Below are 26,355 nucleotides of genomic sequence, written 5' to 3' on the forward strand. Positions count from 1 at the left end.
ACGCGGGGGTGCGCGGCCGCGGGCCCCGGGGCCCCCCGGCCGGAACGGGCAACGGCCGGCCGCCGCGGGGCAGGACGGGGTGTCAGGCCAGGTCGAGGCCCGGGTAGAGCGGGAAGCCGGCGAGCAGGTCGGCGGCGCGCTTGGCGACGGCGTTCCGGACCTGGGGGTCCAGCACGTACTGGGCCTTGGAGGGTGCGCCGGCGGCGGTGGTGGCCGGGGCGGTGCCGCGCAGGGCGGTGTCGATGAGGTCGGCGATCTCGTCCATCTCGGCGGTGCCGAGGCCGCGGGTGGTGAGGGCGGGGGTGCCGATCCGGACGCCGGAGGTGTACCAGGCGCCGTTCGGGTCGTTGGGCACCGAGTTGCGGTTGGTGACCACGCCGGAGTCCAGCAGGGCGGCCTCGGCCTGGCGGCCGGTCAGGCCGTAGCCGGAGACGTCGATCAGCACCAGGTGGTTGTCGGTGCCGCCGGTGACCAGGGTGGCGCCGCGGCGCAGCAGGCCGTCGGCGAGGGCCCGGGCGTTGTCGACGACCTGCTGCGCGTAGCTGCGGAACTCGGGGCGGCGGGCCTCGGCGAGGGCGACGGCCTTGGCGGCCATCACGTGCGAGAGCGGGCCGCCGAGGACCATCGGGCAGCCGCGGTCGACGTGCTCGGCCAGTTCGGAGGTGCACAGCACCATGCCGCCGCGCGGGCCGCGGAGCGACTTGTGGGTGGTGGTGGTGACGATCTGGGCGTGCTGCACCGGGTCGAAGTCGCCGGTGAGGACCTTGCCCGCGACCAGGCCGGCGAAGTGCGCCATGTCGACCATCAGGGTGGCGCCGACCTCGTCGGCGATCTCGCGCATCAGGCGGAAGTTGACCAGCCGCGGGTAGGCGGAGTAGCCGGCGACCAGGATGAGCGGGCGGAACTCGCGGGCGGTGGCGCGCAGCGCGTCGTAGTCGACGAGGCCGGTGGCCGGGTCGGTGCCGTAGCTGCGCTGGTCGAACATCTTGCCGGAGATGTTGGGGCGGAAGCCGTGGGTGAGGTGGCCGCCGGAGTCCAGGGACATGCCGAGCAGGCGCTGGTTGCCGAGTTCGCGGCGGAGTTCGGCCCAGTCCTCGTCGGTGAGGTCGTTGACCTGGCGGACGCCGGCGCGGTGCAGGGCGGGGCTCTCGACCCGCTGGGAGAGCACGGCCCAGAAGGCGACGAGGTTGGCGTCGATGCCGGAGTGCGGCTGGACGTAGGCGTGTTCGGCGCCGAAGAGTTCGCGGGCGTGCTCGGCGGCGAGGGCCTCGACGGTGTCGACGTTGCGGCAGCCGGCGTAGAAGCGGCGGCCGACGGTGCCCTCGGCGTACTTGTCGCTGAACCAGTTGCCCATGGCGAGCAGCACCGCCGGGGAGGCGTAGTTCTCGCTGGCGATGAGCTTGAGGGAGGCGCGCTGGTCCTGGATCTCGGCGCCGATGGCGTCGGCGACCCGGGGCTCGACGGCGCGGACGGCGTCGACGGCGCTGCGGAAGGCGGTGCCCGCGGTGGGGTCGACGGCGGTGTGGGGTGCGGCGGGGTAGCCGGGCGTGGCCAAGGCTGTCTCCTCGTGACGACTCGGACGGCCCAGGCGCACGGCGACAACGTGAGACACGGAGCCGCTCCCCGATGGTCGAATCCATCCCTGCGCGCCAGTCACGGCTCACCGGGAGCGTACCAACCGTGCGGGGCGGGCGGCGCGGGGGTCCGTTCCGCGGACGGGCTTGCCCTGCGGGCGGGATGGGAAGGGACGCTGCGGGGGCCCGTGCACCGGGGGCGGGCGACGGGGACGAACGGGGGACGGCATGACGAAGCGTGATGTCCGCAAGGGCGTGGTGCGGCGCGGGGTGCTCGCGCTGGCCGTCTGGTGGCTGTGGATGCCGCTGGTGGCCCTGCTGGTGTGGGTGGTGAAGCACTTCCTGTTCGGCGGGTTCGGCCAGCAGGACCAGAGTTACGTGCTGCTGGTCGAGCAGGAGTTGTTCCCGCACGGCGGGCCGCTGGACGCGGCGCCGCTGTTCTGGCTGTGGGTGGCGGTGGGGCTGCTCGGCACGGTGTGGGGCGTCGCCTTCGTCGCGGACGAGTCGGGGGCCGGGTTCCGCGGGTGGCGGGTGCGGCTCGTACTGGCGGTGGTGGTGCTCGCGACGGTGGGTTCACTGGTGCGGGCGGGCACCGGGATGTGGGACGACGACAAGGACGCCGGCCGGTACTACGCCCGGGCGACGGTGCTGGACGTCCCGGCCGGCGGATCGGCCGTGCCGCGTTCGGTGCTGGCGGTCACCGAGCACACCCGCACGGGCGACGGCGGCCGCTGCGACCTGGTCGGCACCGCCGACGTGCCGGCCTGCGTGAAGACCGCGCCGATGCCCGACTTCGACTTCGAGGCACGCACCGCCTCGTACGCGGCGGCGACCAAGGCGCTCACCGACAGCGCCGGTCTGGCCTCCGGGGTGCACCTGATGGGGCACAGCCTGCACTACCTGCCGGACGCCTCGCAGGGCGGCGGGGTGTGGACGGCCCTCCTGGACGGCTCCGGCGAGCAGCCGATGGAGGGCGTCGCGGTCTGGGACGGCCGCTCGAACACGGTGGCCACCTGCGCGTTCGGCGGCGACCGCGCCTTCGACCGGGCCTTCTCCGGGACGGGCGCCAACAGTTTGCGCAACCTGCTCGCCGAGCGGTTCCCCGGGCTGGTCTACAGCGAGCAGGACATCTGGGGGTACTGCGACGGCCCGGACCCGCGGACGGCCCGGCCGGTGGTGGTGATCTCGGTGGCCCGGCAGATCGGCTGGATGCAGCGCACCGTGGTGGAGCCGGCGGGGGTGCTGGTGCTGCGCGGTTCGGCGGACGGCAGGCCGGACATGACGTACCGCGAGGAGGTCGCGCCGGGCGAGCTGCCGGGAGCGGTGTACCCGGGCTCGGTGGTGCGCGCGCAGATCCACGAGGTGCAGTGGCTGGGCGGGCGCGGCGCGAAGGACGACCGCGGCTTCGGCTACTCCCACACCTCGGCCTCGACGAACGCGGACAACCCGGGCGAGTTCCTGCTGCGGTCGAAGAAGGACGGCCACCTGTACTACGTGACGCCGCTGGTGCCGCGGGAGAGCTCCTCGCAGCTGGTGGTGGCCTTCGCGGTGCTGCAGGCGGACCGGACCGGCGGCGGCCTGAACGACCTGCACGTGTACGTGCGCGGCGACGACGCCCCGTCGGTGAACCTGGACGTGCTGGCGAGCCGGATGGTGTCCTACATGGCGCAGCAGACCTCGATCACCATCAGCGCCGGCGCGGGCGGGGCCTTGCAGGAGATCGTCCCGTTCGGCCGGGACATGTGGCGCGGGTTCGTGGACTTCAACGGGCAGACCCAGGACTACATCGACCTGTCGGGCGACGCCACGGTGAAGCCGAACCTGGTGTCGCTGAACGGCAGCATCACCGCGCCCGGCGGGCAGCCGACCCCGGCCCCCGCGACCCCGGCGCCCTCGGCGACGGCGCCCGCGCCGTCCGCACCGGCGCCCACCGCGCAGGCGCCCGCGTCCGGCGGCGGGTGCGGCGGCGATCCGGCGCAGCTGACGACGGCGCAGCTGGCGGCGTGCGTGGCGGAGCTGTCCCGGACGTTGCAGGGGCGGGTGCAGGAGTCGGGGACGGCTCGGCCCTGACGATCGCGGTGATCGGCGGCGCGCTGCCGTGGGAGGATGCCCGTGGGGCTGTTGACCAGGGTGTTCGTCCGGCACGGCGGCGGCCGCCGGCGTGCGAGGGGTGCGCCGGGCGGTGTGGCGGGCGGCGCGGCGGTCCGGCCCGGGCCCTGCCGCTCCCGCCCGTGGAGGAAGACCTGCCATGACGACCCGACGCGAACGCTGGGAGCGGCACACGCAGCTCCCGCTCATCGCGCTGTCCGTGCTGTTCGCCGTCGCCTACGCGGTGCCGGTGCTCGCGCCGCAGGCGCCCGGGTGGGTGCTGCAGGGTGCGGCCTGGGCCGAGTGGGCGGTGTGGGCGGTCTTCGCGCTGGACTACGCGACCCGGCTGGTGCTGGCGGAGCGGCGGTGGGAGTTCGTCCGCCGCAGCCCGCTGGACCTCGCCTCGGTGCTGTTGCCGCTGGTGCAGCCGCTGCGGTTGCTGCGGCTGGTGTCGACGCTGCTGCTGGCGGGTCAGCGGGTGCGGATGGCCTCGCAGGTGCGGCTGACGACCTACGTGGCGGGCGTGGTGCTGGGGCTGCTGGTGTTCGGTTCGCTGGCGATCCTGGAGATCGAGCGGAGCTCGCCGCACGCGTCCATCCGCACCCTCGGCGACGCCCTCTGGTGGTCGTTCACCACCATGACGACGGTGGGCTACGGGGACCTGACGCCGACCACCGGCATCGGGCGGCTGCTGGCGGTCGCGCTGATGCTGTCGGGTATCGCGCTGCTCGGTGTGGTGACGGCCAACATCGCGGCCTGGTTCGTGGCCCGGTTCGAGGCGGAGGACCGGCTGGACCACCTCAACCACCGGGCGATCCAGGACCTCACCGCAGAGGTCCGCGAGCTGCGGCGCGAGCTCGCCGAGCTGAGCCGGCAGGCGGAGCCCGGCGGGGAGCCCGCCGAGCGCGTCCCGAGCGCCTGACCGGCCCGCGCGGGCGCCGTACGGCCGGCCGGCCCGCGGGGCGGCGTGCGGCCGTCGCGGCGTCAGCCGCCGTTCAGCGCGGCGCCGAGCAGCTTCCCGGCGGACTCCTCCAGGGCGGTGTGGAGCTCCTTGTCGGCGATGCCCTCGGCGTAGGAGTACAGGACCATGCCGGCGGTGGCCTGGACGGCGGGGCCCGCCCACTGCGGGTCGATCGGGTACGGCTCGCCGGGCGGCCAGGGCAGCGGCCACTTCTTCGGCCACGGGATCACCTGGTAGGGCGGGGTCGGGCACCAGTCCCCGTCCGCGTCCTGCAGCACCGCGCGGGCGTCCCCGCCCGCCGCGTGCACGGCGACGGCGGCGTCGGCGACCGCGGCCGCGGTGCGGCGCGCGGCGGCGCCGAGCAGTTCGGCCGGCGGCAGCGGCTGCGGGTTGAGGTCGGACGCGGCGCGGGCGGTGAGCGGCAGGTGCGGGAAGAGGATCTCCCAGAGCCTGGCGTCGGTGCGCGCCATCAGGCGCAGCAGGCGCGCGGAGTCGAGTCCTGCGTGCACGGTTCCCTCCTCGGGGTCCCTGGGTGACGGACCGTCAGACTCCCCCCATTCAATGTGATCTGCGGCACAGTCGCCGGGCGGCGCGCCGGGCGGCGGCGGGGTTCTCCGCGTGGCGGCGACCGTCTGGTGCGTGCAGCGACGAACCCTCGGACGCGGGCCGTGCGCGGGCCCGCCGCACACCGCGTCCGGCCGGCCGCAACCCCGCGGACCGGCCCGCCGTCTCCCTCCGCGACCCCTGCCGGAGCGCCGCCCGGCGGTCCGTGTACCGCTCGGCGGGAAGCGTTGTCCGCGGGTGGCGCTAGGTTTCCGACATCACCGCGGCGGGGTGTCGTGACCCCCGGTCGGCTGCGGGGGTTTCCGACGACTTGGCAGAGCACGAGGTGGGGCCGTAATGGGTTGGGTGGCGGCGGGCGACGGGTACGAGGTCGCCCTGGTGGAGGGCCGGGTGACGGCGCGGTCGACGTCCGGCCGCTCCGCGGGCAGGCAGCTGAAGTCGCTGCCGAAGGCGGTGCGGGAGCACCCGGAGACGGATCGGCTGCGCCGGTTCGCGACCTGGCTGGAGCGCCACGCGGCTTCCTGCCGGGAGCAGGTGGACGCCTGGATGGTGTCCTCGCTGCCGGTACCGACCGGGCTGCTCGCCCGGGTCTGGCCGGACGAGGCCTGGCAGGCCGCGCTGCGCGACCTGGTGGTCGTCGGCGACGGCGAGGACGAGGTGGGCTTCCTGCGCGACGCCACCGCCGACGGCGAGCTGCGGCTCGTCGACCTGGACGGCGAGACCGTCCGCATCTCCCCCGCCACGGTCACCCTGCCGCACCCGGTGCTGCTGGAGGACCTGGAGGACCTGCGGGAGTTCGCGGCCGAGCTCGGCGTCGTCCAGGGCGTCGACCAGATCCACCGGGCGACCTTCCGCAAGCCCGACGAGGTGGCGGAGAAGGCCACCGAGGTGAAGGACTTCGCCGGCGGCAAATTCCCGTCGCGGTTCGGCCTGGCCGCCCGCGCCACCGCGCTCGGCCACCGGGTCTCCGGCGGCTACGCCACCACCCGGGTCCGGGACGGCGAGCGGACGGTCGAACCGGCCGTGTGGATCGGCGAGCCCTACTGGGACGGCGATTCGGAGACCGGCGCGCTGTGCTGGCGCGACACCGAGGGCCGGGCGCTGACGCTGCCCGAGGTCGGGCCGGTCGCCTGGTCGGAGGGGATGCGGATGGCCGCCGCGCTGTACGCGGGCCGCACGGTCCAGGAGGGGAAGAACGCATGAGCACGCACGAGGACACGGGGACGGGCCGCACGATGACCGAGGAGCAGGCCGCCGAGCTGCTGCAGGCCGGGGCCGTGCTGCCGCCCGGCACCGCCGGCGCCGGCGAGCGGGCGGTGCCGCTGACCGCCCGCACCTACCGCCACCCCGGTCTGGACGGCCGGATCGTGGTGCGGCTGGTGCCCGCCGAGCTGGGCGCCGCCGAGGACCAGGCCGTGGGCTTCCTCGGCCTGCAGCCGGACGCCGAGCCGGCCGAGGTCGGCCTCGGGCTGCGCCAGGCCCTGGGCTTCCCGGAGTGGGTGCTCGCCCACCACCCGGAGGACGGCCACCACGCGCTGGGCATCGTGCCCGAGCTGGAGCGGATCGCCAAGCAGGCCGCCTCTCGCCCGAAGGCCGCCCTGGAGGCCTACCAGCAGCTCGCCGAGCGGCTGGCCGAGGCGGTGCCGCACTTCCTGCCGACCTACTACGAGCAGGCCGGCCGGGTCTTCCTCGGTGCCGAGAACAGCCAGTTCGCCGCCCAGATGTTCGCCCGCGCCCGCAAGGCCGAGGCGCAGCACGGCCTCGTCCTGGACGAGCAGCGCCTCGACGCGGTCTTCCTGGAGTTCGCGCTGGCCGGTGCACTGCCCGTCAAGGTGCTGTCCGGGTACGCCAAGGAGCTGAGCGCCCGGGTGCCCGCCGCGGAGGCCTTCGACCGCTTCCGCCGGCTGTGCGTGCGGCGCACCGCGGGCGGCCTGGAGCCGTCCGCCGTGATGGCCACCGACCTGCGCCGGCTGGCCCGCGCGGCCGGCGCCGACCCGGAGGCCGCCGAGGCCGCCTACCTGGACGAGCTGCTGGCGCTGCCCGCCACGCTGCGCGCCGCCGCCGGCTGGTGGAAGCGCCACCGCGACGCCCTGGTGGCGCTCGGCCGCACGCCGTCCGCCCGCGGCCGGCTGCTCGACCTGATGCCGACCGGGTACGACCCCGAGCTGTCGGGCCTGTGGCTGGACGTCCTCGTCGAGTCGGGCGCGGCCGCCGGCCTGTACGAGGACGTGCCGGACGAGGAGCGCCCGGCGGACGGCACCGCCGGCTGGTTCGAGCGCTTCCTCGGCTGGCGCAACCACCGCTGGGGCACCCGCGCCCGGATACCCGCGCTGCTGCCGCTGGTCGAACGGGCCGCGGAGCGCCTGCGCGCCGAGCACCTGGCGGCCGGCACCGCGGTGCGCGTCACCGAGACCGACGTCAACCTGCTGGACACCCTGCTCGCCCTCGGCGTGCCGGTCGCCGACCCGGCCGAGCACACCGCGCTGCGGCTGGACGTCTGGGCGCAGGAGGACGAGCAGCGCGACCTGACCGCGCTGGAGGCCGACCCGCGCTTCCGGCCGGCGTTCCGCAACGGCGCCGACCGGATCAACAACGACGTCGACGGACGGCGCGCCTTCGCCCTGCTGGCGAGCTCGCCGGGCGGCCGGCCGATGCTCGCCGAGTGGATGGCCGGTGTCGCCCGGCAGCCCCGCGCCGCCGGCCTGCCCGAGCTGCCGAACGCCTTCCAGAAGCTCGGCTGGCTGCCGGGCGAGGTGCTGGTGCTGGCGGAGGAGGAGGTCCGCGCCGCGGCCTCCACCGACCTGTCGGCGGTGGTCGCCCGTTCGCTGCGCGCCGGCGTGATCGACGAGCTGGGCTGGCCCGCCTGGGACGAGGCCGCCGCGGAGCTCGTCGCCCGCAAGGACGTCGACGACATCGTCGTCGCCGACGCCTGGCCGCACCTGATCGCGGCCGGTCCCTCGCAGGCCCGGGTGCTCGGCGCCGACGGCACCGTGCTCCGCCACGACCTGCGGATCCCCGCCGGGGACTCCTCCGAGACCGGCTTCCACTACGTGGACGGCTCGCTGCTCGTCCACTGGCAGTCGCAGGCCAACAACCGCCGTTTCCTCGGCTACTGGCACACCGCCGCGGACCGCGTGTTCACCATGCCCGAGAACACCTCCCGGCGCGGTACCCGCACCTACTGGCTGGGCTCGCTGAACAGCCACGGCCTGCCGCTCGACGGCGGCGGGCGCACCGGCGGCAAGGGCACCGTGCACGCCGGGGACACCGCACTGCCCGGCGAGCGCCGGATCATCGGCGACGGCCGCTCCTTCTGGGTGTGGGCCGACCCGGGCGGCGACGCCCCCTCCACCTGGCACGAGTACGACCCGGCGACCGACACCGTCGGCCGGGCCGCCGACCCCGCCTTCCTCGCCGACGCGCTGAAGGACGCCCCCGCGGGCAGCAAGGCCTGCGGCGGCTGGGTGATGCCCGCGCCGACCGGTGACACCACCCCCTCCGGCGCGCCGGTGGACGGCCTGCTCGGCTGGCGCACCCTCACCCTGCCCGACGGCTCGCACCGCGGCGAGGACCTCGCCGGACGCGGCATCACCCTGCCGCCCGGCCGGGGCTGCCCGCTGCGCCTGGTGCAGTTCCCCGGCGCCGACCGGCCGCAGGCCGTCGTCCGGGACGGCACCTACGGCGTCCGGCTGGTCGACGCGGACGGCGCCACCACCGCGACCGTCCGCACCGACGACGTCCCCGGCGTGTTCGCCGAGGGCACCCTGATCCTGCCGCCGCTGCGCTACTGGCACTACCTGCAGCCGCGCGACCCGCAGGGTTCCGCCGCGCTGCGCCGGCTCGACGACGGCACGGCCGCCGCCCTGCTCAAGGCCGCCGCCGAGGACGACCCGCAGCGCCCCGCGGAGCTCACCGCGGCGATCCGCGCGATCCTGCCGGAGGTCACCGACGAGCGGCTGCTGGCCGGCATCGCCGGACTGCTGCGCTACGCCGCCGCCCCGCAGCAGCGGCTCACCGCCGTCGCCGAGCGCCTGGAGCTGGAGCTCTCCGGCGGCGCCGCCCCGGTCGAGGAGGCCCCCGGCCCCGGCGACCAGGAGCTGCAGACGGCGCTCAGCGGCCTCGGCATGGCGTCCAACTGGTACAACACCCAGCAGAGCCGCTACACCGCCGAGCAGGTGCGCTTCCTGGCCCGGGCGGCCTCCCCCGAGGCCGAGGCCGCGGCCCCGGGCACGGTGCACCTGGACGCCACGGAGACCCCGTACGTGCGGGTGGACTGGGAGCAGCTGCCCCGGCTGACCGCCGCGACCGCGCTGCGCGCGGTGTCCGCCACCAGCACCCCCGAGGACCGCGCGGCGCTGCGCGGCCTGTACGAGGTGCTGTCCGGGGTGGGCCTCACCGACCCGACGGGGACGGCGCACTGGCGCACCGCCAGGCTGCACGTCGGGGCCGTCCACCTGGCCGACCGCGACGGCTCGACCCGCAACGGCGACCGCGACATGCTGCTGCCGCTCGGCGGCGGCGCGTTCCTGCTGTTCGTCGACGGCGACGTGGCGGCCAACGGCGACACCGAGTCGACCGTGCTCTTCCACGACCCGTCCGGCCGCTTCGAGGCGCCGGCGCCGTACACCCTGCTCTCCTGCGAGCCGCTGGAGGGCACCGGGAACGACCGGGCGGCCGCGCTGCTGGCGTACGCCGCGGACCGCGAGCCCGCCCCGTGGTTCCCGGAGGCCGCCGAGCGGTTCGCCGAACTCACCGGTGTCACCGGCACCATGGCCGCCCTGGTGGTGGCCGGTCTGCCGCAGGTCGAGAAGTGGGAGCGCAACTTCCTGCCCGCCGACACCCGGGCGCTGCTCGGGCTGAAGGTCGCCGACGCGGCGGTCGCCCGGGACGAGCTGCGCTCGCTGGGCGCCGCCACCCGGCGCCAGCTGCTCACCGCCCTGGTGCCGGCCGACCCGGCGCTGCTCTGGACGGTGGGCCCGGACGTCGAGGCCGCCGCGGCGGTGTGGAACGAGAAGCTGGGCCGCCGCGTCGCCGTCCCGGAGGCGCTGCTCGCGGAGGCCGTCCGCGCGGTCCGCACCGGCTGGGCGTCCCGTGCGGCGCTGGGCGCCGTCCTGGACCCGGCCGCTTCGAAGGACCTGACGACGGACCTGGAGTGGCACGTCCAGCGGGACCGGGTGGTGCCGGTCGAGCCGGGCTCCGGCTTCACCGCCGCGACGCTGGTCGGCGCGGTGGCGATGGCCGGGTGGCTGGCCCACCGGCTGCCCGCCGGCGACCCGCTGCGGGCCTCGCTGCCCGCCGCGCTGGCCGCCGTCCGCGACCGGCTCTCCCACCCGGGGCTGATGCTCGACCTGGGCCGCTACGTCAGCCTGCCGAGCTTCCGCAAGGTCGCCGGCGCGCCGACCGAGGTCGGCGAGGGCTACGAGCGGTACGGCGCGGTCGTCATGGCGACCCACGACAGCCAGCCCGCGCCGGGCATCCGCACCGCCCTGCTGGACGCGGCCGGCGAGGACCCGTACCTGCCCGCGCTGCGGGAGAACGCCGGCGAGCCCTTCCCGGCGGAGGCGGCGCTGAAGACCGTCCGCTCGCCCGGCTTCGAGGCGCTGCTCGGCGACCCGGGCGACCCGGCGGCCGGCGAGCGCGGTGCGGACGGCACCTGGTGGCCGCAGGACCCGTCCCGCTCGGTGCCCGACCTCGTCGAGGAGGCCGCCGCCCGGCACGGCCTCGGCGCGGACGCCGCCGCGCTGTACCTGATGCTGCTGGCCATGCCCGACCCGACGGACCGCAACACCGCCCGCTGGACGGGCTGGAAGCCGGCCCGTCTGAAGGCGGCCCGGGCCGAACTCGCCGCGACCGACCTGGTCGTGCAGGCCTCCCGCACCCGCGCCGGCCGGACGCTCTTCCTGCCCGGCGGCTGGACGGAGCAGCGCAGCCCGCACCTGCCGCTGGAGACCTGGAAGCTCCCGCTGCTCGGCGGCGGCTCCACCGCGCTCGGCGTGCTGCTGCCGGCCGAGCCGGCCGCGGAGCTGTACCGACGGGCCTGGCAGCGCCTGCTCGACGGCGACCTGCCGCGCTTCGGCGAACTGAAGGCGCCCAAGGCCCGCCGCGGCCGCCGCCGCTGACCGAGCGCCGGCGACCCCAGGGGTGCGGCACACCGCCGCACCCCCGGCCCCACCCGTTGTTCCCCTTTCCCCGGACCGAAGGACCGACGCTGTGTCTCCGACGAACCCGACGTACCCGACGACCCCGACCGACCTCTCCGAGCCGACGACCGGTCAGGCCGCCCCGCCTGCCCGGCAGATCCTGCCCGCCGAGGAGCGGTACGCCCAGGAGCTCGCCTTCCTCGCCGCGTACGACGAGGGCCCCCGCCCGCCCGGCTGGGCGCTGACCCCGGCCGCGGTGGTCACCTTCGTGTGCGGCAGCGACGGCGAGGCGCTCGCCCTGCCGCCGAAGCGCCGCAAGGACGGCGCGCTGCCCGCCAAGCTGGTCCTCGCGCCGAAGTTCGTCGGCGAGCGCGCCCTGGTGGAGCGCTGCGTGGTCACCCTGGCGGGCGAGCGCGGCCTGCTGCTCGTCGGCGAGCCCGGCACCGCCAAGTCGATGCTCTCCGAGCTGCTGTCCGCCGCGGTCAGCGGCACCAGCGAGCTGACCGTGCAGGGCACCGCCGGCACCACCGAGGACGCCTTCCGCTACGGCTGGAACTACGCGCTGCTGCTCGCCCAGGGCCCCACCCCGCAGGCGCTGGTCGCCTCGCCGGTGATGACCGCGATGCGCACCGGCCGGGTGGCCCGGATCGAGGAGGTCACCCGCTGCCTGCCCGAGGTGCAGGACGCGCTGGTGTCGATCCTCTCCGACCGCCGGGTCAGCGTCCCGGAGCTCGCCGGCACCGCGGACGCGACCGTCGCCGCCGTCCCCGGCTTCACCGTGATCGCCACCGCGAACCTGCGCGACCGCGGCGTCTCCGAGATGTCCGCCGCGCTCAAGCGCCGCTTCAACTTCGAGACGGTGCACCCGATCGCCGACGCCGGCGCGGAGACCCAGCTCGTCCGCACCCAGGCCACCGCCGCCGTGCAGCGCGCCGGTGCCGCGTTCGGCGTCGACGACGCCGTCCTCGACGTGCTGGTCACCGTCTTCCGCGACCTGCGCACCGGCCGCTCCGCCGAGGGCTGGGACGTCGAGCGGCCCGGCACCGTGATGTCCACCGCGGAGGCCGTGCACGTCGCCGCCTCGCTGGGCCTGGCCCGCGCCTACCTGCCCGGCGGCGACGTCCTCGACCTGGTCCCGGGCCACCTGCTCGGCGCCGTCCGCAAGGACGACCCGGCCGACCACGGCCGCCTGCTCGGCTACTGGGACGGCCCGGTGCGCCGCCGCGCCGAGGACGGCTCCGCGATGTGGCGCCGTCTGTGGGACCTGCGGGAGAACCTGCGGTGACCGACCCCCGTACCACTGAGGACACCACCGTGGGCACCACCGGGAACCCCCCGGCGGACACCGCGGACCCGCGGGAGGCGGTGGAGGCGCTCGCCGCCTCCGCCCGGCCCCACCTGATCGGTGTCCGGCACCACAGCCCGGCGCTCGCCGCGGTGGTGCCGGCGCTGCTCGACAAGGCCGACCCGCAGGTGGTCTGCGTCGAGCTGCCCGCCGACTTCCAGCGCTGGCTGCCGCACCTCGCCGACCCGGGCACCGTCGCCCCCGTCGCCCTCGCCGGGGCCGACGAGGGCGGGCACCTCGGTTTCTACCCGTTCGCGGACTTCTCGCCCGAGCTCGCCGCCCTGCGCTGGGCCCGCGAGCACGGCGTCGAGGTGCGCTGCTGCGACCTGCCGCTCGCCGACAAGGGCTGGGCGCCGTCCGGGGCGGCCGACGCGCCCGGCCGCCCGGCCGCGCCGGCCTACGCCGACGCGCTGGAGGCGGCCGGCACCGGCCGCGAGGGCGACGACCTGTGGGACCGCTCCGTCGAGGTGCGGGCCCCCGGCAGCGAGCCGGAGGCCGTCCGCCGTGCCGCCCTGGCCGTCGGCTGGGCGCTGCGCCGCGACGCCGCCGGACGCGGCGGCGTGCCCGCCGGGGACCTCGCCCGCGAGGCGCACATGCGCCGGGTGATCGCCGCGGCGGCGGCCGGCGGACGCCGGGTCGCCGCGGTCGTCGGCGCCTTCCACGGGCCGGCGCTGACCGCCCTGGAGGAGACCGCGGCGGAGGTGGCGGAGGACGCGCCCGAGGCCCCGGCCGAGGGCGGTCCGGTCACCTCGCTCGTCCCGTACACCTTCGACCTGCTGGACGCCCGCTCCGGTTATCCGGCGGGCATCCGCGACCCCAAGTGGCAGCAGGCCGTGCTCACCGCCCAGGGCGACCCGGAGCAGGTCGAGGCGGCCGCCGCCCGGGCGATCACCGACATCTGCCGGGAGCTGAGGAAGGCCGGGCACCCGGCCGGCACCGGCGAGGCCGCCGAGACCCTGCGGCTGGCCGGCGACCTCGCCCGGCTGCGCGGCCTGCCCGCGCCCGGCCGCGGCGAACTGCTGGAGGCCGTCACCGCCGTCCTCGGCCAGGGCGAGCCGCTCGGCCGCGGCCGGGCGCTCGCCAAGGCGCTGGAGGCGGTGCTGGTCGGCGCCGACCGCGGCCGGCTCGCCCCGGGCACCCCGCGCTCCGGCCTCGGCCCGTCCGTCGAGGCCGAGCTCGCCGCCCTGCGCCTGCCCGACCCGGAGGACCCGGACTCCCGCGAGCTGCGCCTCGACCCGCTGCGCTCCCCGCTGGACGGGCGCCGCGAGGTGCTGCTGCAGCGCCTCGCGGTCTGCGGGATCGGCTACGGCAAGCAGATCGAGGTCTCCGGCACCGGCGACGGCTCCGCGCTCAGCACCCGCTGGCGGATCGCCTGGACGCCGTCCGCGGCCGCCCGGCTCGACCTGGCCGGCGTCCGCGGCGTCACCGCCGAACTCGCCGCCGCCGGCACCCTGCGGGAGACCGCCCGCCGGCAGTCCGCGGACGGCGGACCGACCTGCACCCAGCTGCTGGAGGGGCTGCGCGCCGCGGCCCGCTGCGACCTGCCCGCGCTGGTCGCCGAACGGCTCGCCGAGGCCGAGCAGTTGCTGCCCGCCTCCGCGACCCTGCCGGAACTCCTCGACGCGCTGGACCTGTTGGAGGCGCTGCGGCTCGCCCACCTGCCCGGCACCACCGAGCGGAGCCGGGAGCGGGCCGCCGAACTCGCCACCGTCCTGCTGGACGCGGCCGTCCGCGGCCTGCCCGGACTGGCCGGCAGCGAGGACCCGGCGGACGCCACCGCCCTGGTCGCCCTCGCCACCCGGGCCGGCGACCACCGGCTCGGCCTGCGGATGGACGACGCCCTCGCCGAGCTCGCCCGCACCGGCTCCCCGCTCGTCCAGGGCGCCGCGCTCGCCGCGCGGGTGCTGCTCGACCTGGACACCGCGGACCGCCTCGGCGCCCGCGCCGCCGGCTGGGTCGACGCCGCCGCCGATCCCGAGGGCCGCCGCCGGCTCGCCCGGCTGCTCACCGGCCTGCTGACGGCCGGCGGGCCGCTGCTCCAGTACGCACCGGACGCGCTCGGCCCGCTGCTGGAGCGGATCGACGCGCTGCCCGACCGCGGTTTCCTGGACCGGCTGCCCGCGCTGCGGGCCGGCTTCGACGCGCTCAGCCCCGCCGGCCGCGGCCGGCTGCTGGACACCGTCGCCGAACGGCTCGGCGAGCGCCCCGACCTGACGCTCGCCGCCCCGGCCGGACTGCTCGCGCTCTGGACGGCCGCGGACACCGCTGCCGCCGAGGCGCTCGCCGCTCTCGGCCTGCCCGGCGCCGGCACCACGGCCCCGGCCCCGGCCCCGGCCGCCACCCCGGCACCCGACGAGCCCGAGACTCCCCCGGTGGAGACCGCGGGCACCGCTGCCGACGCCGCGGCCGAGGCCCGGCTGTCGGCGGCCGACCGGTGGCGGCTGCTACTCGGCCGCGAGCCGGAGCGGCTGCCCGACGGCGCCCGCCGCTACGCCCAGGCACTGGACGAGCTGTACGGCCGCGGCCGCGGCGAGGGCGCCGCCGACCTCGACGGCGGCTCCGGCAGCGGCGGCGGTCAGGAGGCGTCCTTCCCGACCGCCCGCGAGTGGTCGGAGGAGCTGGAGGCGCTGTTCGGCGCGGACGTACGCGAGGAGGTGCTCGCCGCCGCCGCGGACTCCGGCCGCACCGACGTGCTCGCCGAGCTCGACCCGGCGTCCGTCCGGCCCTCGATGGAGCTGCTGACCTCGGTGCTCAACCTGGCCGGCGGCATGCCCGAGCACCAGCTGAACCGGCTGCGCCCGCTGGTGCGCCGCCTGGTCGACGAGCTCGCCCGCGAGCTCGCCACCCGGCTCCGGCCCGCCCTCACCGGCCTGGCCACCCCGCGGCCGACCCGCCGCCCCGGCGGCCGGATCGACCTGCCGCGGACCCTGCGGGCCAACCTGGCGCACACCCGCCGCCTGGACGACGGCCGGACGGTCGTCGTACCCGAGCAGCCGGTGTTCAGCACCCGCTCGCGGCGGGAGGCCGACTGGCGGCTGATCCTGGTGGTCGACGTCTCCGGCTCGATGGAGGCCTCGGTGATCTGGTCCGCGCTCACCGCGGCGGTGCTGGGCGGCGTGCCGACCCTGTCGACGCACTTCCTGGCCTTCTCCACGCAGGTCGCCGACCTGACGGAGCGGGTCTCCGACCCGCTGTCGCTGCTGCTGGAGGTCAAGGTCGGCGGCGGCACGCACATCGCCGCCGCACTGGCGCACGCCCGCTCCCTGGTCACCGTGCCCAGCCGGACGCTGGTCGCGGTCGTCAGCGACTTCGAGGAGGGCTACCCGCTGGGCGGCCTGCTCGGGGAGGTGCGGGCGCTGGCCTCGTCCGGGGTGCACCTGATGGGCTGCGCGGCACTGGACGACACCGGGACCCCGCGGTACTCGGTGCCGGTCGCCCGTCAGCTCGTCGCCGCCGGCATGCCGGTGGCCGCCCTCAGTCCCCTCGCCCTCGCCCGCTGGGTCGGCGACCGCCTCCGCGGGGAGGCCCGATGACCGGAGTACAGGCGATGACCGCTGCCGAGGACCTCCAGCTGCCGCCCGTCGCACCCGAGGTGCTGGCGGCCGCGGTGGAGTCGCTGACGTCCCGTCTGCGCAAGAAGCTCGACGCGGCGATCGAGCAGTACGCCGCCCTGCCCGTCGCCCCCGCGGCGGACGGACCGGGCGTCGGCGTCCGCTGCGGCGAGGACGCCGTGGTCACCCTGCTGCCCGGCCCGGACGGTGCGGTGACCGAGGAGGGGCAGGCGCGGTGCAGTTGTCTGCTCGCCCCGCGCTGCCTGCACCGGGCGGCGGTGCTCGGCTGCTGTCCGATCGCCGACCCGCCCGCCGCCGGGGCCGCGGCACCGGCCGGGCCGGCGGAGCAGTCCGAGCCGGATGCGGCTCCGGCGGCGACGGCGGCTGCGGGCGGCTCCGGGGCCGAACCCGCCCCGGAGCCACCCGCCACCGTCGAGCCGACGCCCGCCCAGGTGCAGGCCGCCGCCGGACTGTGGGCGGCCGCCGCGGCGGCGCTCGCCGCCGGCGTGCCCGCGGCCGGGGCCGTCCCGCAGGCGGAGCTGCTGCGGGCCGCGCACACCGCGCGGCTGGCCGACCTGCACCGGGCCGAGGCGGCCGCGCTGCGGGTCGTCCGCGGACTGCGCAGTGCCCGCGCCCGCTACAGCAGCCACCGCACCGCCGACCTCGCGGCGGCGCTGCGCGAACTGCTGCTCACCACGGCGCTGCTGCGGTCCGGCCCGGCCGACCGGGCGGTGCTCGGCACCGCCCGGCGGGCGTACAAGCCGGGCGGCGCGCTGCGGGTGCACGGCGTCTGCCGCGAGCCGGTGCTGACCGCCACCGGGTACGGCGGCGTGGTGACGCACCTGGTCACCGAGGACGGCCGCTGGGTGTCGATCGCCGACATCAAGCCCGGCGGGCCGTCCCGCGCCCGCGGCGCGGGCACCGCACCGGTCTCGGTCGGCGCGGCGGCCCTGGACCACTCCCAGCTGTCCCGCGGCGGCCTGCTGATCTCGGGCGCCACCGTGTCCGCGGACGGCCGGCTCGGCTCGGGCCGCGGGGTCCGGGCCAATCCGGTGGGCGGGATGGACTGGGGCTCCGGCCCGCTCGCGGAGCTGTTCGCCCGCCCGCTGGCGGAGGCCGTCGCCGAGCGGCTCGCCGACGGCCCGCTGGCCGACCCGGAGCAGACCGAGCTGCTGCGCCGGCCGGTCGGCTGCGAGCTGGTGGTGCTCGGCGCGTCCGCCGACAGCGTGCTCGCCCGTGAGGTGGACGGGACCACCGGCGAGCCGCACGGCCCGCTCGTCCGGCTGGTCGCCGTCAACCGCCACCCGGACCTGGCGCACACCGCCAACCTGACCCGGATCGGCGCCCACCCCGGCCTGCGGCTGCGGGTGCTCGCCCGGGTCGACCCGGACCGGGCCGCCACCCTGCGTCCGCTGGCGGTGGCACCCGTCCCCGGGGCCGCGTACACGCTGCGGCTGCCGGCCGAGTGGCAGGGCCGGGCCGACCTCGGCTACGACCTGCTCCAGGGCACGCACGTGCCCGCCCCGGACGGTGACGGGCCCCGGCTGCCGGGGCCGGTGTCCGCGGGGCCCGACCCGCTGGGCGACTCGCCGCTGTGGCGGGTCCGCCGCCAGGTCGAGCTGGCGGTCGCGGGCGGACGGCGCGCGGTCGCCGAGGCGGCCCGCAGCGGCGGCGCCCGGACGGACGCCGCGGCACTGCGACGCACCGGCTTCCGGGCGGCGGCCGAGCTGTCCACGGCCCTCGCCGAGGAGGCCGACCGCCGGCAGCGGGACGTCTTCGGCCGGCTCGGCGACCCGAGCGCCGACCGCTACGCCGAGCAGTGGCTGGCTGCGGCCCTCCACCTCACGGCGGCGGAACGGGAGCTCGTCCGGGCGACCTGGCACGCCCCGGACGCGGCGGCCGGCTGAACCGGTCCGGGCCCGGCGGCGCCCCTCGACCGAGGGGTGCCGCCGGGCCCGGCACCGTCGGCGCTCCGCGGACCACGGTGCTCCACCGGCTCCGGCACGGCGTCCGGGCGGCGGCGGCGCACCGGGCGGGACCCACATGACGGGCGTAGATTGAGGGCACCCCACGGGATGATCACGACCGAGGAGCGGTGTGGACGCGCCGGCTGTGGACTACGGGGCGGCGTTCCGGGCGACGCCCAGCCCCATGCTCGTCCTGACCCCCGGCCTGGTGATGGCGGACGCCAACGAGGCCTATCTGCGGGTGTCCGGCCGCAGCCGCGCGGAGCTGGTGGGCCGCCTGCTGTTCGACGTCTTCCCCGGTGACCCGGCGCACGGGGAGGCAACCGGGGCCGTCCCGCTGCGCGCCTCGCTGCAGCGGGTGCTCACCACCCGGCAGAGCGACAGCATGCCGCTGCAGAAGTACGGGGTCGACCACGCCGACCGGCCGGGGGTGTTCGAGGAACGGTACTGGAGCACGCTGAACACACCGGTGCTGGGCTCGGACGGCGAGGTGGTCGCGATCGTGCACCGGGTCGAGGAGGTCACCGCCCTGGTGCGGAGCATCCTCGACGGCCGCGGCCCGGCGGACGGCACGGTGCTGACCGGCCTCACCCGGGAGGCGCACATGGCCGCGGACCTGCTGGCCCGGGCGCAGGAGCTCGCCGACCTCAACGAGGAGCTGCGGCAGGCGCACGCCCGCGAACGCGAGGTGGCGCTGAGCCTGCAGCGGTCGCTGCTGCCCGCCGTGCCGCCGGCGCACCGCTCCTTCGCGGCGGTCCGCTACCGGCCCGCGACCCGGACGCTGAACGTGTGCGGGGACTGGTACGACCTGGTCGACCTGGACCGGTCGCTGCTCGGTGTCGCGGTCGGCGACGTGGTCGGCCACGGACTGGAGGCGGCCGGGATCATGGGCCGGCTGCACAGCGCGCTCAACGCCGCCCTGCGCGCCACCCGGCAGCCGGCGCAGGCGCTGAAGACCCTGGCCCGCTACGCGGTGACCGTCGAGGGCGCGCTGTCGACGACCGCGGTGCAGACCGTCGTCGACCGCTCCACCCGCACCGTCCGCTACAGCAGCGCCGGGCACCCGCCGCCGGTGCTCGTCCACGCGGACGGTTCCGTCCAGGTGCTCGACGGGGCCACCGACCCGCCGCTCGGCGCCTGGGAGAACGAGATCCCGCGCTCCGAGGCGGCCGCCGGGTACCGGCCGGGCGCCACCCTGGTGCTCTACACCGACGGCCTCATCGAGCGGCGCGGCGAGGACATCGACGTGGGGCTGGAACGGCTCACCGCCAGCGCCGCCCGGCACCGCGGGCTCGACCCGGAGGCGCTGGCGGACGCCGTCCTCGCCGACCTGGGCGCGGACGACGGTCAGGGCACCGACGACATCGCGCTGGTCGCCGTCCGGCTCTGATCCGCCCCGCCGTACCGCACGCTCCGCAGCGGGTGCGCGGGAACGGCTCCGGAGGGAGGCTGGTCTCCCCCGAGGTCAACCAGTCCACCAGTCCATGAAGGGACGACACCGTGGCCACCGACTACGACGCCCCCCGCAAGGGCGACGACGAGAGCTCCGACGACAGCATCGAGGAGCTCAAGGCCCACCGGGCGGAACGCGCCGACGGCAAGGTCGACGTCGACGAGTTCGACGCGGCCGAGGGACTCGAACTGCCCGGAGCCGACCTGTCGGGCGAGGAACTCACCGTGCAGGTCCTGCCCAAGCAGCAGGACGAGTTCACCTGCGCGAGCTGCTTCATGGTGCGGCACCGCAGCCAGCTCGCCGGCGAGAACTCCAGCGGTCAGCCGATCTGCAAGGAGTGCGCCGACTGAACGCGCCGACGAGGCCCGCTGCTCCCCCGGAAGGCCTGCGGTCACGGCCTGCGGGTCACTCCGGGGGGAGCAGCGGGCCCAGCGGCCCGAGGTCGATGTTGAGGTCCTCGGGCCGCAGACCGAAGTGCTCGCGGAGCTCGTCCATCCGCTCCTCCAGCGCCATCAGCGTGCGGCCGAGCACCTCGATCCGGTCCTCGGTGAGGTCGCCGGCGTCCATCCGCCGCAGGGCCTGGCGCTCCATCAGCTGCCGCAGCAGCTCGACCACGGTGAGGACGAGCGCGGCGAGGTCGCGGCCGACCGCCTCCGGGTCCAGCTCGATCCGGCGGCCCGGGACCGCGGGGCGCGGCGCCCGGCCGTCTCCCGGTGCGGTCACGGCGCGACCTCCGCGTCCGGCGCGTCCGGCGCGTCCGGCGCGGACTCCCCGGCGGAGTCGACGTACTGGGCGGCCAGGGTGCCGACCGAGGAGATCAGAGCGCGCAGGCTGATCCGGACGAGGTCGACGTCCGCGATGCCGAGGGTGATCTCGCCGGTGACGACCACGCCGCCGGCGAGCAGCCGGTCGAGCAGGTCGACCAGGGCGATCCTGCGGTCGTCCACGGGGTACGGGGACGTCCGGGCGACCTCGCCCGCGGTGGTCACGGCGCCTGGGGCGGTCACGGCGGCTCACCCGCCCTCGGCCGACGGGGTCTTGGCCGACCACCCCTGCTCGGCCCGTCCCGCCGGCACGTGGTCCGGCGCGGCGTCCGGTGCGGTCTCCGGTGCCGGCTCGGGCTGGATGTCGGCGAAGGAGTACGGCGGCCACGGGCCGGTCAGCTCCAGGCGGACCCCGGTGAAGCGGCGGCCGAGGTCGGTGACGGCCGCGCCGAACTCGGCGGCCCCGTCCTGCTCGACCAGATAGGCGCCGTTCAGCAGCATCGGGTCGGACCGGCCGCTCGCCTCCGCGGACTGCAGCGGGTGCTCGGCGGCCCGGCCCGCGCGGGCGGCGAGCGTCGCGTGGATCTCCCGGGCACCGGCCGCGGCCTCCTCGAACCGGCGGGCGAGGGCGTCGCGTTGGGCGCGGCGGCGCAGCAGGTACGCGGTGCCGGGCCGGTCGGCGGGGGCTCCGACGTCGGCGGGGTCCGGGGCGGCGGCGTCCAGGTACACCTTGACGCCCCACTCGGCGTGGTCGGCGACCCGGTCCAGGGCGGCCCGGAGACGGGGGCCGGCGCCGCGGAGGAACGCGGCGGCGCCGCGGTCGTCCCGGTAGAGGGTGGCGAAGCGCAGCGGCAGGGTGTGGCCGGACCGGGCCAGTTCGGCGATCACCCGGTGGTGCGCCCGCACGGCCGCCTCCAGCCAGGGCAGGTCCGCCAGGCGGCGCTGCAGGGCCTGCTCGTCGAAGTCGCCGCGCGGCACCGAGCCGACCACCAGGACGAGCCCCGGGGCGGTGAGCACGCGCAACGGCTCGCCCGCCACCCCGGTGAGGCCGGCGAGCGTTCCGTCCTCGACCTCGCGGACCACCGCGTAGAGCCAGGTGAGGTCCGGGGTGGTCATGATGCACCTCCGGTGCGGCGGCGCCGGACGGGCGGCGCCTCGTCGTCCTCCGGTTCGGCGTCCCGGTCGTCGGCCCGGCTGTCGGCCCGGTCGTCGGCCCGGCTGATGGTGCGCCGGCCGGTGCGGCCCGCCTCGAGTTCGCCGATGCGTTCGCGCAGCCGGCGGTTCTCCAGGGCGAGGTCGCGCTTGCCGGAGGAGAGCGAAGGGTCGTGCTCCCACCAGTCGATGCCCATCTCCCGGGCGCGGTCGACGGAGGCGACCAGCAGACGGATCTTGATCGTGAGCAGTTCGATGTCGAGCAGGTTCACCCGGATGTCACCCGCGATCACGATGCCCTTGTCCAGGACGCGCTCCAACAGGTCGGCGAGGTTGGCGCCTTGGGCGCCCGCCCCGCGGGACTGCGCGGCGAGGAACCGGTCGCCGGGCCGGACGGTCGGCTGGGTCATGACGGGTCCTCCTCGGGCCTGCCCCGGTAGTAGCGGCGTTCGCGGCGGTAGGAGACGAGGTCGCCGTCGTCGTCGAGGGCGACCAGGTAGACGGCCAGGATGTCGGCGGAGTCGGGGACGCGGCGGGACTCCAGTACCTCGACACCGATCCGCCAGCCGTCCTCGGTGCGGTCGATCGAGGTGATGCCCTCCGGTGCCCGGCCGGTGAGGTCGTCGACGTCGTCGGCGGCCACGGCCGCGGCCCGACGGGCCGTCAGCTTCCCACCCGCCGGGCGGCGCCGGGGCTCCTCGCCCGCGCCCCGGGGACCGGCCGTGCCACCGCCCCGGCGGCGCACGGGACGCTCCTCCGGCTCGTCCGACGCCGGGGCGGACCGGGAGGTCTCCTCCTGCGGCGCGCGGCGGGCACGGCCGTCGACCGACTCGACCCGGTGCTCATCCGCACCCGAACCCGAATCCGACGTCCCCACGGGCTTGCGGCGACGCACCGGACGGTCCTCCGGGTTGTCCGGAGGGTCTTCCGCGGCCCGGCGGCGGGCGGTGCGCGGCGGGTCGGCCGGGGATGTCCGGCGGGAACGGCGCTCGATCGGTCGTTCCGGCTCGTCGCCCTCGGTGGGGCGGGATCTGCGGACTGGCACGGCTCACACCTCCCGGTGCCTGGCGGATCCGGCGCGACGCGGGTGTCCCGCCGCCCCGGCCGCGCCGGTGCGGTGGGCCGCCCGGCCGGGGAACTCCCCGCGGGCGGCGAGCGGCGGGGCCGCCGGTGCGGACAGGTGTCGCATCGCTACCCGATCCCTTCCGCCGCCTCCGCGAAGGCGGCGGCGAAGTCGTAGGGCGCCAGCGGGCCGAGCAGACGGACCCGCAGTCGGCCGGCCCACCGCCGGGCCAGTCCCTCGGCGGCCTGCTCGAACGCCGTCCGTTCGGTCTCCCGGACCAGGAAGGCCGCGCTGAAGCGCTGTTCGACCACGCCGGAGCGGGCGGGCGCGACGGCGGTGGCGTGCCGGGCGAGGCTGTCCGCGAGGACGGTGGCGTCCTCGTCCCGGCGGGCGGCGATCTCGTCGGCGATCAGCTCGCCCAGCCGGACGCGGAGGTAGCGGCCGGCAGCCTCGCCCTGGGTGGCGACGTCCTCGCGGAGCCGGGCGATATCCGCCCGGTCGGCGACGATGTCGCGCAGGAGTTCCTCCTCCTGGTAGTCGCAGTGGACGGTGAACTGGGCGTGCCCCGCCAGTTCCTCCAGTGCGGCGTGGAACTCCTCCTCGTAGGGCGCGAGCAGGTCCTCCTCGACCGCGTGGCTGTCGCGGACGACCGCGCCGAAGCGGATCGGCAGGACGGCGGTGTGCCGCGCGGCCAGGGTGTCCAGCACGCCGGCGTGGGCGCGCAGGTCGGCGGCGGTGCCGAGCGGCCGGTCCACCGGCACCTCGCTGACGACGGCGGCCACCCGGCCGCGGCCGACCACACCGATCCGCGCCGGCGGATCGGTGACGCCCCGCAGGTCGTCGGGCGTCCGGGTGCCGGCGGGCACGATGCCGTAGACGTAGCAGGCCCGGGCGGGGACGCCGCCCCCGCCGTTGCCGGTGCCGGCCCGGGCGGTCATCGTGCCTGCTCCCTCCGGTGAGCGGCGGGGCGGGTGTGGCGGCGCGGCCGCTCCTCGTGCTGCCGCTCCCGCTGACCGTCCTGCTCCTGCGCGCCCTCCGGCGCACCGGCGGACCGGTCGCGAGCCCCGTCGTCGTCGTGCACGCCGTTCACCAGCTCGGACGGGCCCGGGCTGCGGCCGTCCGCCAGGTCGAGCCGGTTCACCGCCTCGGCGAAGCGCAGATAGGTGTCGACGCTGGCGGCGACGATCCGGGCGTCGACCGTCAGCAGTTCGATGCCCACCAGGGAGACGCGGACGTAGACGTCGATGACCAGGCCCTTGTCCAGGATCAGGTCCAGGACGTCGGGCAGGCCGCCCGCCGGGGGGCGGTCGAGATGGCGGCCGGTCTGCATGGCGCCGGCGGACACGGTGGATCACCTGCTCCCCGCGGGGACCCTGCGGCGGGACCGCGGAGCGGGCTCCTCGTCCTCCTCGGGCTCCTCCTCCTCGGGCTCCTCCTCGTCATAGGAGTCCTCGTCGTACTCCTCGTCCTCGGGCTCGTCCTCGGGCTCGTCCTCGTAGGAGTCCTCGCCGCGGTCCTGCTCGGCGTCGGACTCGTCCTCGGGCTCGTCCTCGTACGGTTCCTCGTCCTCGTCCTCTTCGTCGTAGGACTCCTCCGGTTCGTCCCCCTCGTCCTCGTCCTCCTCCTCGTCGTCGTACTCGTCCTCGGACCCCTCCGGTTCGTCGCCCTCCTCGCCCTCCGGGGGCTCCTCGTCCTCGTACTCGTCCTGCTCGGCGTCCCGGTCGTCCTCCGGGGCCTCCTCGTCCTCGCGGCCTTCGGCCTCTTCCTCCTCCTTGAGGGCGTCCTCGTGGGACTTGACCACCTTGCTGTCGCGGATCTCGCCGCGCCAGCCCTCGACCGAGTCCGGGTCGAGGATCGTGTGCGTCATGACGTGCCGGCGGAAGTGCTTGAGCTCCAGGCGGGCACGGCGGCCCTGGGCGCGCCAGATGTTGCCGGTGCGCTCGAACAGGCCCTGTGGGTGGTACTCGAGCACCATCAGGATCTTGGTGAGGTTGGGCGCGAGTTCGTGGAAGGTGACGGTGCCGTCGACATGGCCCTTGTTGCCCTTGGAGCGCCAGACGATGGTCTCGTCGGGGACCTGTTCGACGATGGTGGACTCCCAGGTGCGGTGGGAGAGGAAGATCCCCGCCTTCCAGGAGACCTTCTGCTCCGACTCCTGGTTGGCCGACTCCACCCGCTTGGTGAACTTCGGGAAGTCCTGGAACTGCGTCCACTGGTTGTAGGCGACACGGACGGGCACGCCGACCTCGACGTCCTCGACGATGTTGGTCAGCTTGAGCTTCTTGCCTCCGCCCTTCCCCTTGCCCTTGCCCCCGCCGGTGAGCTTGTTGGAGACGAGCTGCTTCACGCCGGAGGCTCCCGCGGCGAACATCATCTTCATCGGCGACACACCGCCGCCGTCCCCGCCGAGCTTCTCGCCGATCTTCTCGACCGGTCCGTGTTCGACGTAGTCGAGCAGCCGGTCGGTGACGTCGCCGATCTTGTCACCGGCCTTGACCATCGCGCGTTCGCCCAGTGCGGTGGCGAATTCGCGGGCCTGGTCCTTGAGGCGGTCGGTGGGCAGCTCGTCGAGCAGCGCACCGATGCCGCCGCCGTCGCGGTCCGTGGAGGTGCCGGCCATCGCCATCACGCTCGCTTCCGTGCTGTGGTGCTGCGCGCCGTCTTACGGGCCGTACCGGTGGCCTTCTTCGCCGTCTTCGTGGCCGCGCTCTTCGGCGCGGTGCTCTTCGAGGCGGTCGCCTTCTTGGCCGTGCCGCTCGCCCGGGAGGCGGTCTTCTTCGCGGCGCCGCGGGCCGCGGAGGCGGTCTTCTTGGCGGCGGGCCTGGTCGACTTGGCGGCGGAGGCGGTCTTGCGTGCCGTCCCGCGCGCGGTCCGGCCGCCCTCGGAGGTTGCGGAGGTCGCCCGCGCGGCCGTGCTGCGGGTGGCCCGGCCCGTGGATGCCTTGGCCGTGCGGCGCGACCGGGCGGGCTTGCCCTCCTCGGCCTGGTCGTCCTCGTCCGACGTGTCCTCGTCGTCCGACGTGTCCTCGTCGTCCGACGTGTCCTCGTCGTCCGACGTGTCCTCGTCCGAGGCGTCCTCGTCCGGCTCGTCGTGCTGCGGCTCCTCGTCCTCCGGTTCCTCCTCGTACTCGTCCTCGGGTTCCTCGTGGTCCGCTTCGTCACCGGAGTCGCCGGAGGAACCGGAACGCAGGGACTCCGTCCGGCGCTGGAGCGAGTCGGTCAGCGCGTTGACGCGGTTGCCGGCCGCGGCGACCGCCGCCTTGCGTCCGGCGTCGGCGAGTTCGCCGCGGACGCTGCCGGCCAGCTGCCGGAGCTGGGGCGACGACTCGAGCAGGCCGCCGAGCAGCGCTGCGGGATCAGTGGTCAGGCGTTTTCCCGCAACCGCTCCGGCGAGGGCCATCGCCCACCGGGCCTTGTGGAAGCGCCCGAGGAGGTAGCCCGCGCTGACGGCTGCGGCAAGCTTGGCGTTCTTCATGGTGTGTCCTACGGAGGTGGTTGTCCCCGTCGTCGATCCGTCGGGCATCGAGGATCCGTCCGACGAAGACTCTGGCCCGCCTACCCGGCCATGTCGATCACAAACGGTGAGCTCAGAGTGGTTGAAATGTCCCAATTGACCGACAATGAGCGACCATTTGTCACTCTGAGCAGCGAAGGCGGCGCGCCGGTGCGGGCGGCGGTCGGCGCTTGCATCCGGTACCCGGGTACGGGTTTACCGTCGAAGACGTCCCCGCCCG

At 76.3% G+C, this 26,355-nt stretch carries 20 protein-coding genes and 1 riboswitch; of the genes, 9 read left to right on the plus strand and 11 right to left on the minus strand.

What is annotated here, in order from left to right:
* Positions 1–82 precede the first annotated feature (82 nt).
* Entirely contained in the window at positions 83–1,555 is a 1,473-nt protein-coding gene (locus AB0O09_RS15705) for a glycine hydroxymethyltransferase (protein ID WP_363542240.1), read from the minus strand.
* 20 nt (positions 1,556–1,575) lie between these two features.
* Positions 1,576–1,667, minus strand: a riboswitch (ZMP/ZTP riboswitch).
* A gap of 135 nt (positions 1,668–1,802) precedes the next feature.
* Between AB0O09_RS15705 and AB0O09_RS15710 the strand changes: the two genes are divergently transcribed.
* Entirely contained in the window at positions 1,803–3,644 is a 1,842-nt protein-coding gene (locus AB0O09_RS15710) for a hypothetical protein (RefSeq protein ID WP_363542241.1), read from the plus strand.
* Between the two features lie 178 nt (positions 3,645–3,822).
* Positions 3,823–4,584 carry a potassium channel family protein gene (locus tag AB0O09_RS15715; RefSeq protein ID WP_363542242.1) on the plus strand — a complete coding sequence of 254 codons (762 nt, stop codon included), beginning with the start codon at positions 3,823–3,825 and terminating at the stop codon, positions 4,582–4,584.
* Positions 4,585–4,646: 62 nt separating this feature from the next.
* Here AB0O09_RS15715 and AB0O09_RS15720 read toward each other — a convergent pair whose 3' ends face one another.
* Positions 4,647–5,132 (minus strand): hypothetical protein, encoded by a 486-nt coding sequence (locus AB0O09_RS15720; RefSeq protein WP_363542243.1) that lies wholly within the window; start codon positions 5,130–5,132, stop codon positions 4,647–4,649.
* 391 nt (positions 5,133–5,523) lie between these two features.
* On the opposite strand from AB0O09_RS15720, the gene AB0O09_RS15725 reads away from it, so the two are divergent.
* The 7 genes from AB0O09_RS15725 to AB0O09_RS15755 all read left to right on the plus strand — a co-directional run bounded on the left by AB0O09_RS15725 (position 5,524) and on the right by AB0O09_RS15755 (position 19,993).
* The gene (locus tag AB0O09_RS15725) at positions 5,524–6,390 is read left to right on the plus strand and encodes a DUF4132 domain-containing protein (protein WP_363542244.1); all 867 of its coding nucleotides are present in this window, start codon (positions 5,524–5,526) and stop codon (positions 6,388–6,390) included.
* Positions 6,387–11,306 (plus strand): DNA-binding protein, encoded by a 4,920-nt coding sequence (locus AB0O09_RS15730; protein ID WP_363542245.1) that lies wholly within the window; start codon positions 6,387–6,389, stop codon positions 11,304–11,306. The genes AB0O09_RS15725 and AB0O09_RS15730 overlap by 4 nt, the downstream gene beginning before the upstream one ends.
* Positions 11,307–11,484: 178 nt before the next feature.
* Positions 11,485–12,612, plus strand: coding sequence for an AAA family ATPase (locus AB0O09_RS15735; protein WP_363542277.1), 1,128 nt, complete (start codon positions 11,485–11,487; stop codon positions 12,610–12,612).
* A 29-nt stretch (positions 12,613–12,641) separates the two neighbouring features.
* Complete coding sequence (locus tag AB0O09_RS15740; RefSeq protein WP_363542278.1) at positions 12,642–16,205, plus strand: DUF5682 family protein; 3,564 nt, start codon at positions 12,642–12,644, stop codon at positions 16,203–16,205.
* A complete protein-coding gene (locus tag AB0O09_RS15745; RefSeq protein ID WP_363542246.1) occupies positions 16,202–18,130 on the plus strand; it encodes a hypothetical protein in 1,929 nt (642 codons plus the stop codon). Before AB0O09_RS15740 ends, AB0O09_RS15745 begins: the two co-directional genes overlap by 4 nt.
* A 190-nt stretch (positions 18,131–18,320) precedes the next feature.
* Positions 18,321–19,580 (plus strand): SpoIIE family protein phosphatase, encoded by a 1,260-nt coding sequence (locus AB0O09_RS15750; protein WP_363542247.1) that lies wholly within the window; start codon positions 18,321–18,323, stop codon positions 19,578–19,580.
* 110 nt (positions 19,581–19,690) lie between these two features.
* Positions 19,691–19,993, plus strand: a complete 303-nt coding sequence (locus tag AB0O09_RS15755; RefSeq protein ID WP_344628380.1) for a DUF4193 domain-containing protein — start codon at positions 19,691–19,693, stop codon at positions 19,991–19,993.
* A gap of 55 nt (positions 19,994–20,048) precedes the next feature.
* On the opposite strand, the gene AB0O09_RS15760 is transcribed toward AB0O09_RS15755, so the two are convergent.
* The 9 genes from AB0O09_RS15760 to AB0O09_RS15800 all read right to left on the minus strand — a co-directional run bounded on the left by AB0O09_RS15760 (position 20,049) and on the right by AB0O09_RS15800 (position 26,096).
* Positions 20,049–20,366, minus strand: a complete 318-nt coding sequence (locus tag AB0O09_RS15760) for a gas vesicle protein K (RefSeq protein ID WP_363542248.1) — start codon at positions 20,364–20,366, stop codon at positions 20,049–20,051.
* Entirely contained in the window at positions 20,363–20,632 is a 270-nt protein-coding gene (locus tag AB0O09_RS15765; RefSeq protein ID WP_363542279.1) for a gas vesicle protein, read from the minus strand. The genes AB0O09_RS15760 and AB0O09_RS15765 overlap by 4 nt, the downstream gene beginning before the upstream one ends.
* Before the next feature lie 24 nt (positions 20,633–20,656).
* On the minus strand, positions 20,657–21,523 hold the full coding sequence (locus AB0O09_RS15770; RefSeq protein ID WP_363542249.1) for a GvpL/GvpF family gas vesicle protein: 867 nt from the start codon (positions 21,521–21,523) through the stop codon (positions 20,657–20,659).
* A complete protein-coding gene (locus AB0O09_RS15775; RefSeq protein ID WP_363542250.1) occupies positions 21,520–21,969 on the minus strand; it encodes a gas vesicle protein in 450 nt (149 codons plus the stop codon). Before AB0O09_RS15775 ends, AB0O09_RS15770 begins: the two co-directional genes overlap by 4 nt.
* Entirely contained in the window at positions 21,966–22,202 is a 237-nt protein-coding gene (gvpO, locus tag AB0O09_RS15780) for a gas vesicle protein GvpO (RefSeq protein ID WP_363542251.1), read from the minus strand. Before gvpO ends, AB0O09_RS15775 begins: the two co-directional genes overlap by 4 nt.
* A 548-nt stretch (positions 22,203–22,750) precedes the next feature.
* Positions 22,751–23,560, minus strand: a complete 810-nt coding sequence (locus AB0O09_RS15785) for a GvpL/GvpF family gas vesicle protein (protein WP_363542252.1) — start codon at positions 23,558–23,560, stop codon at positions 22,751–22,753.
* On the minus strand, positions 23,557–23,952 hold the full coding sequence (gene gvpJ / locus AB0O09_RS15790; RefSeq protein WP_363542280.1) for a gas vesicle protein GvpJ: 396 nt from the start codon (positions 23,950–23,952) through the stop codon (positions 23,557–23,559). The genes AB0O09_RS15785 and gvpJ overlap by 4 nt, the downstream gene beginning before the upstream one ends.
* A 21-nt stretch (positions 23,953–23,973) precedes the next feature.
* A complete protein-coding gene (locus AB0O09_RS15795; RefSeq protein ID WP_363542253.1) occupies positions 23,974–25,242 on the minus strand; it encodes an SRPBCC family protein in 1,269 nt (422 codons plus the stop codon).
* 5 nt (positions 25,243–25,247) lie between these two features.
* Positions 25,248–26,096: a hypothetical protein gene (locus AB0O09_RS15800; RefSeq protein ID WP_363542254.1), complete on the minus strand. Its 849-nt coding sequence runs from the start codon at positions 26,094–26,096 to the stop codon at positions 25,248–25,250.
* Positions 26,097–26,355 lie beyond the last annotated feature (259 nt).

It is taken from the genome of Kitasatospora sp. NPDC093679 (assembly GCF_040683455.1).
Taxonomy (GTDB): domain Bacteria; phylum Actinomycetota; class Actinomycetes; order Streptomycetales; family Streptomycetaceae; genus Kitasatospora; species Kitasatospora arboriphila.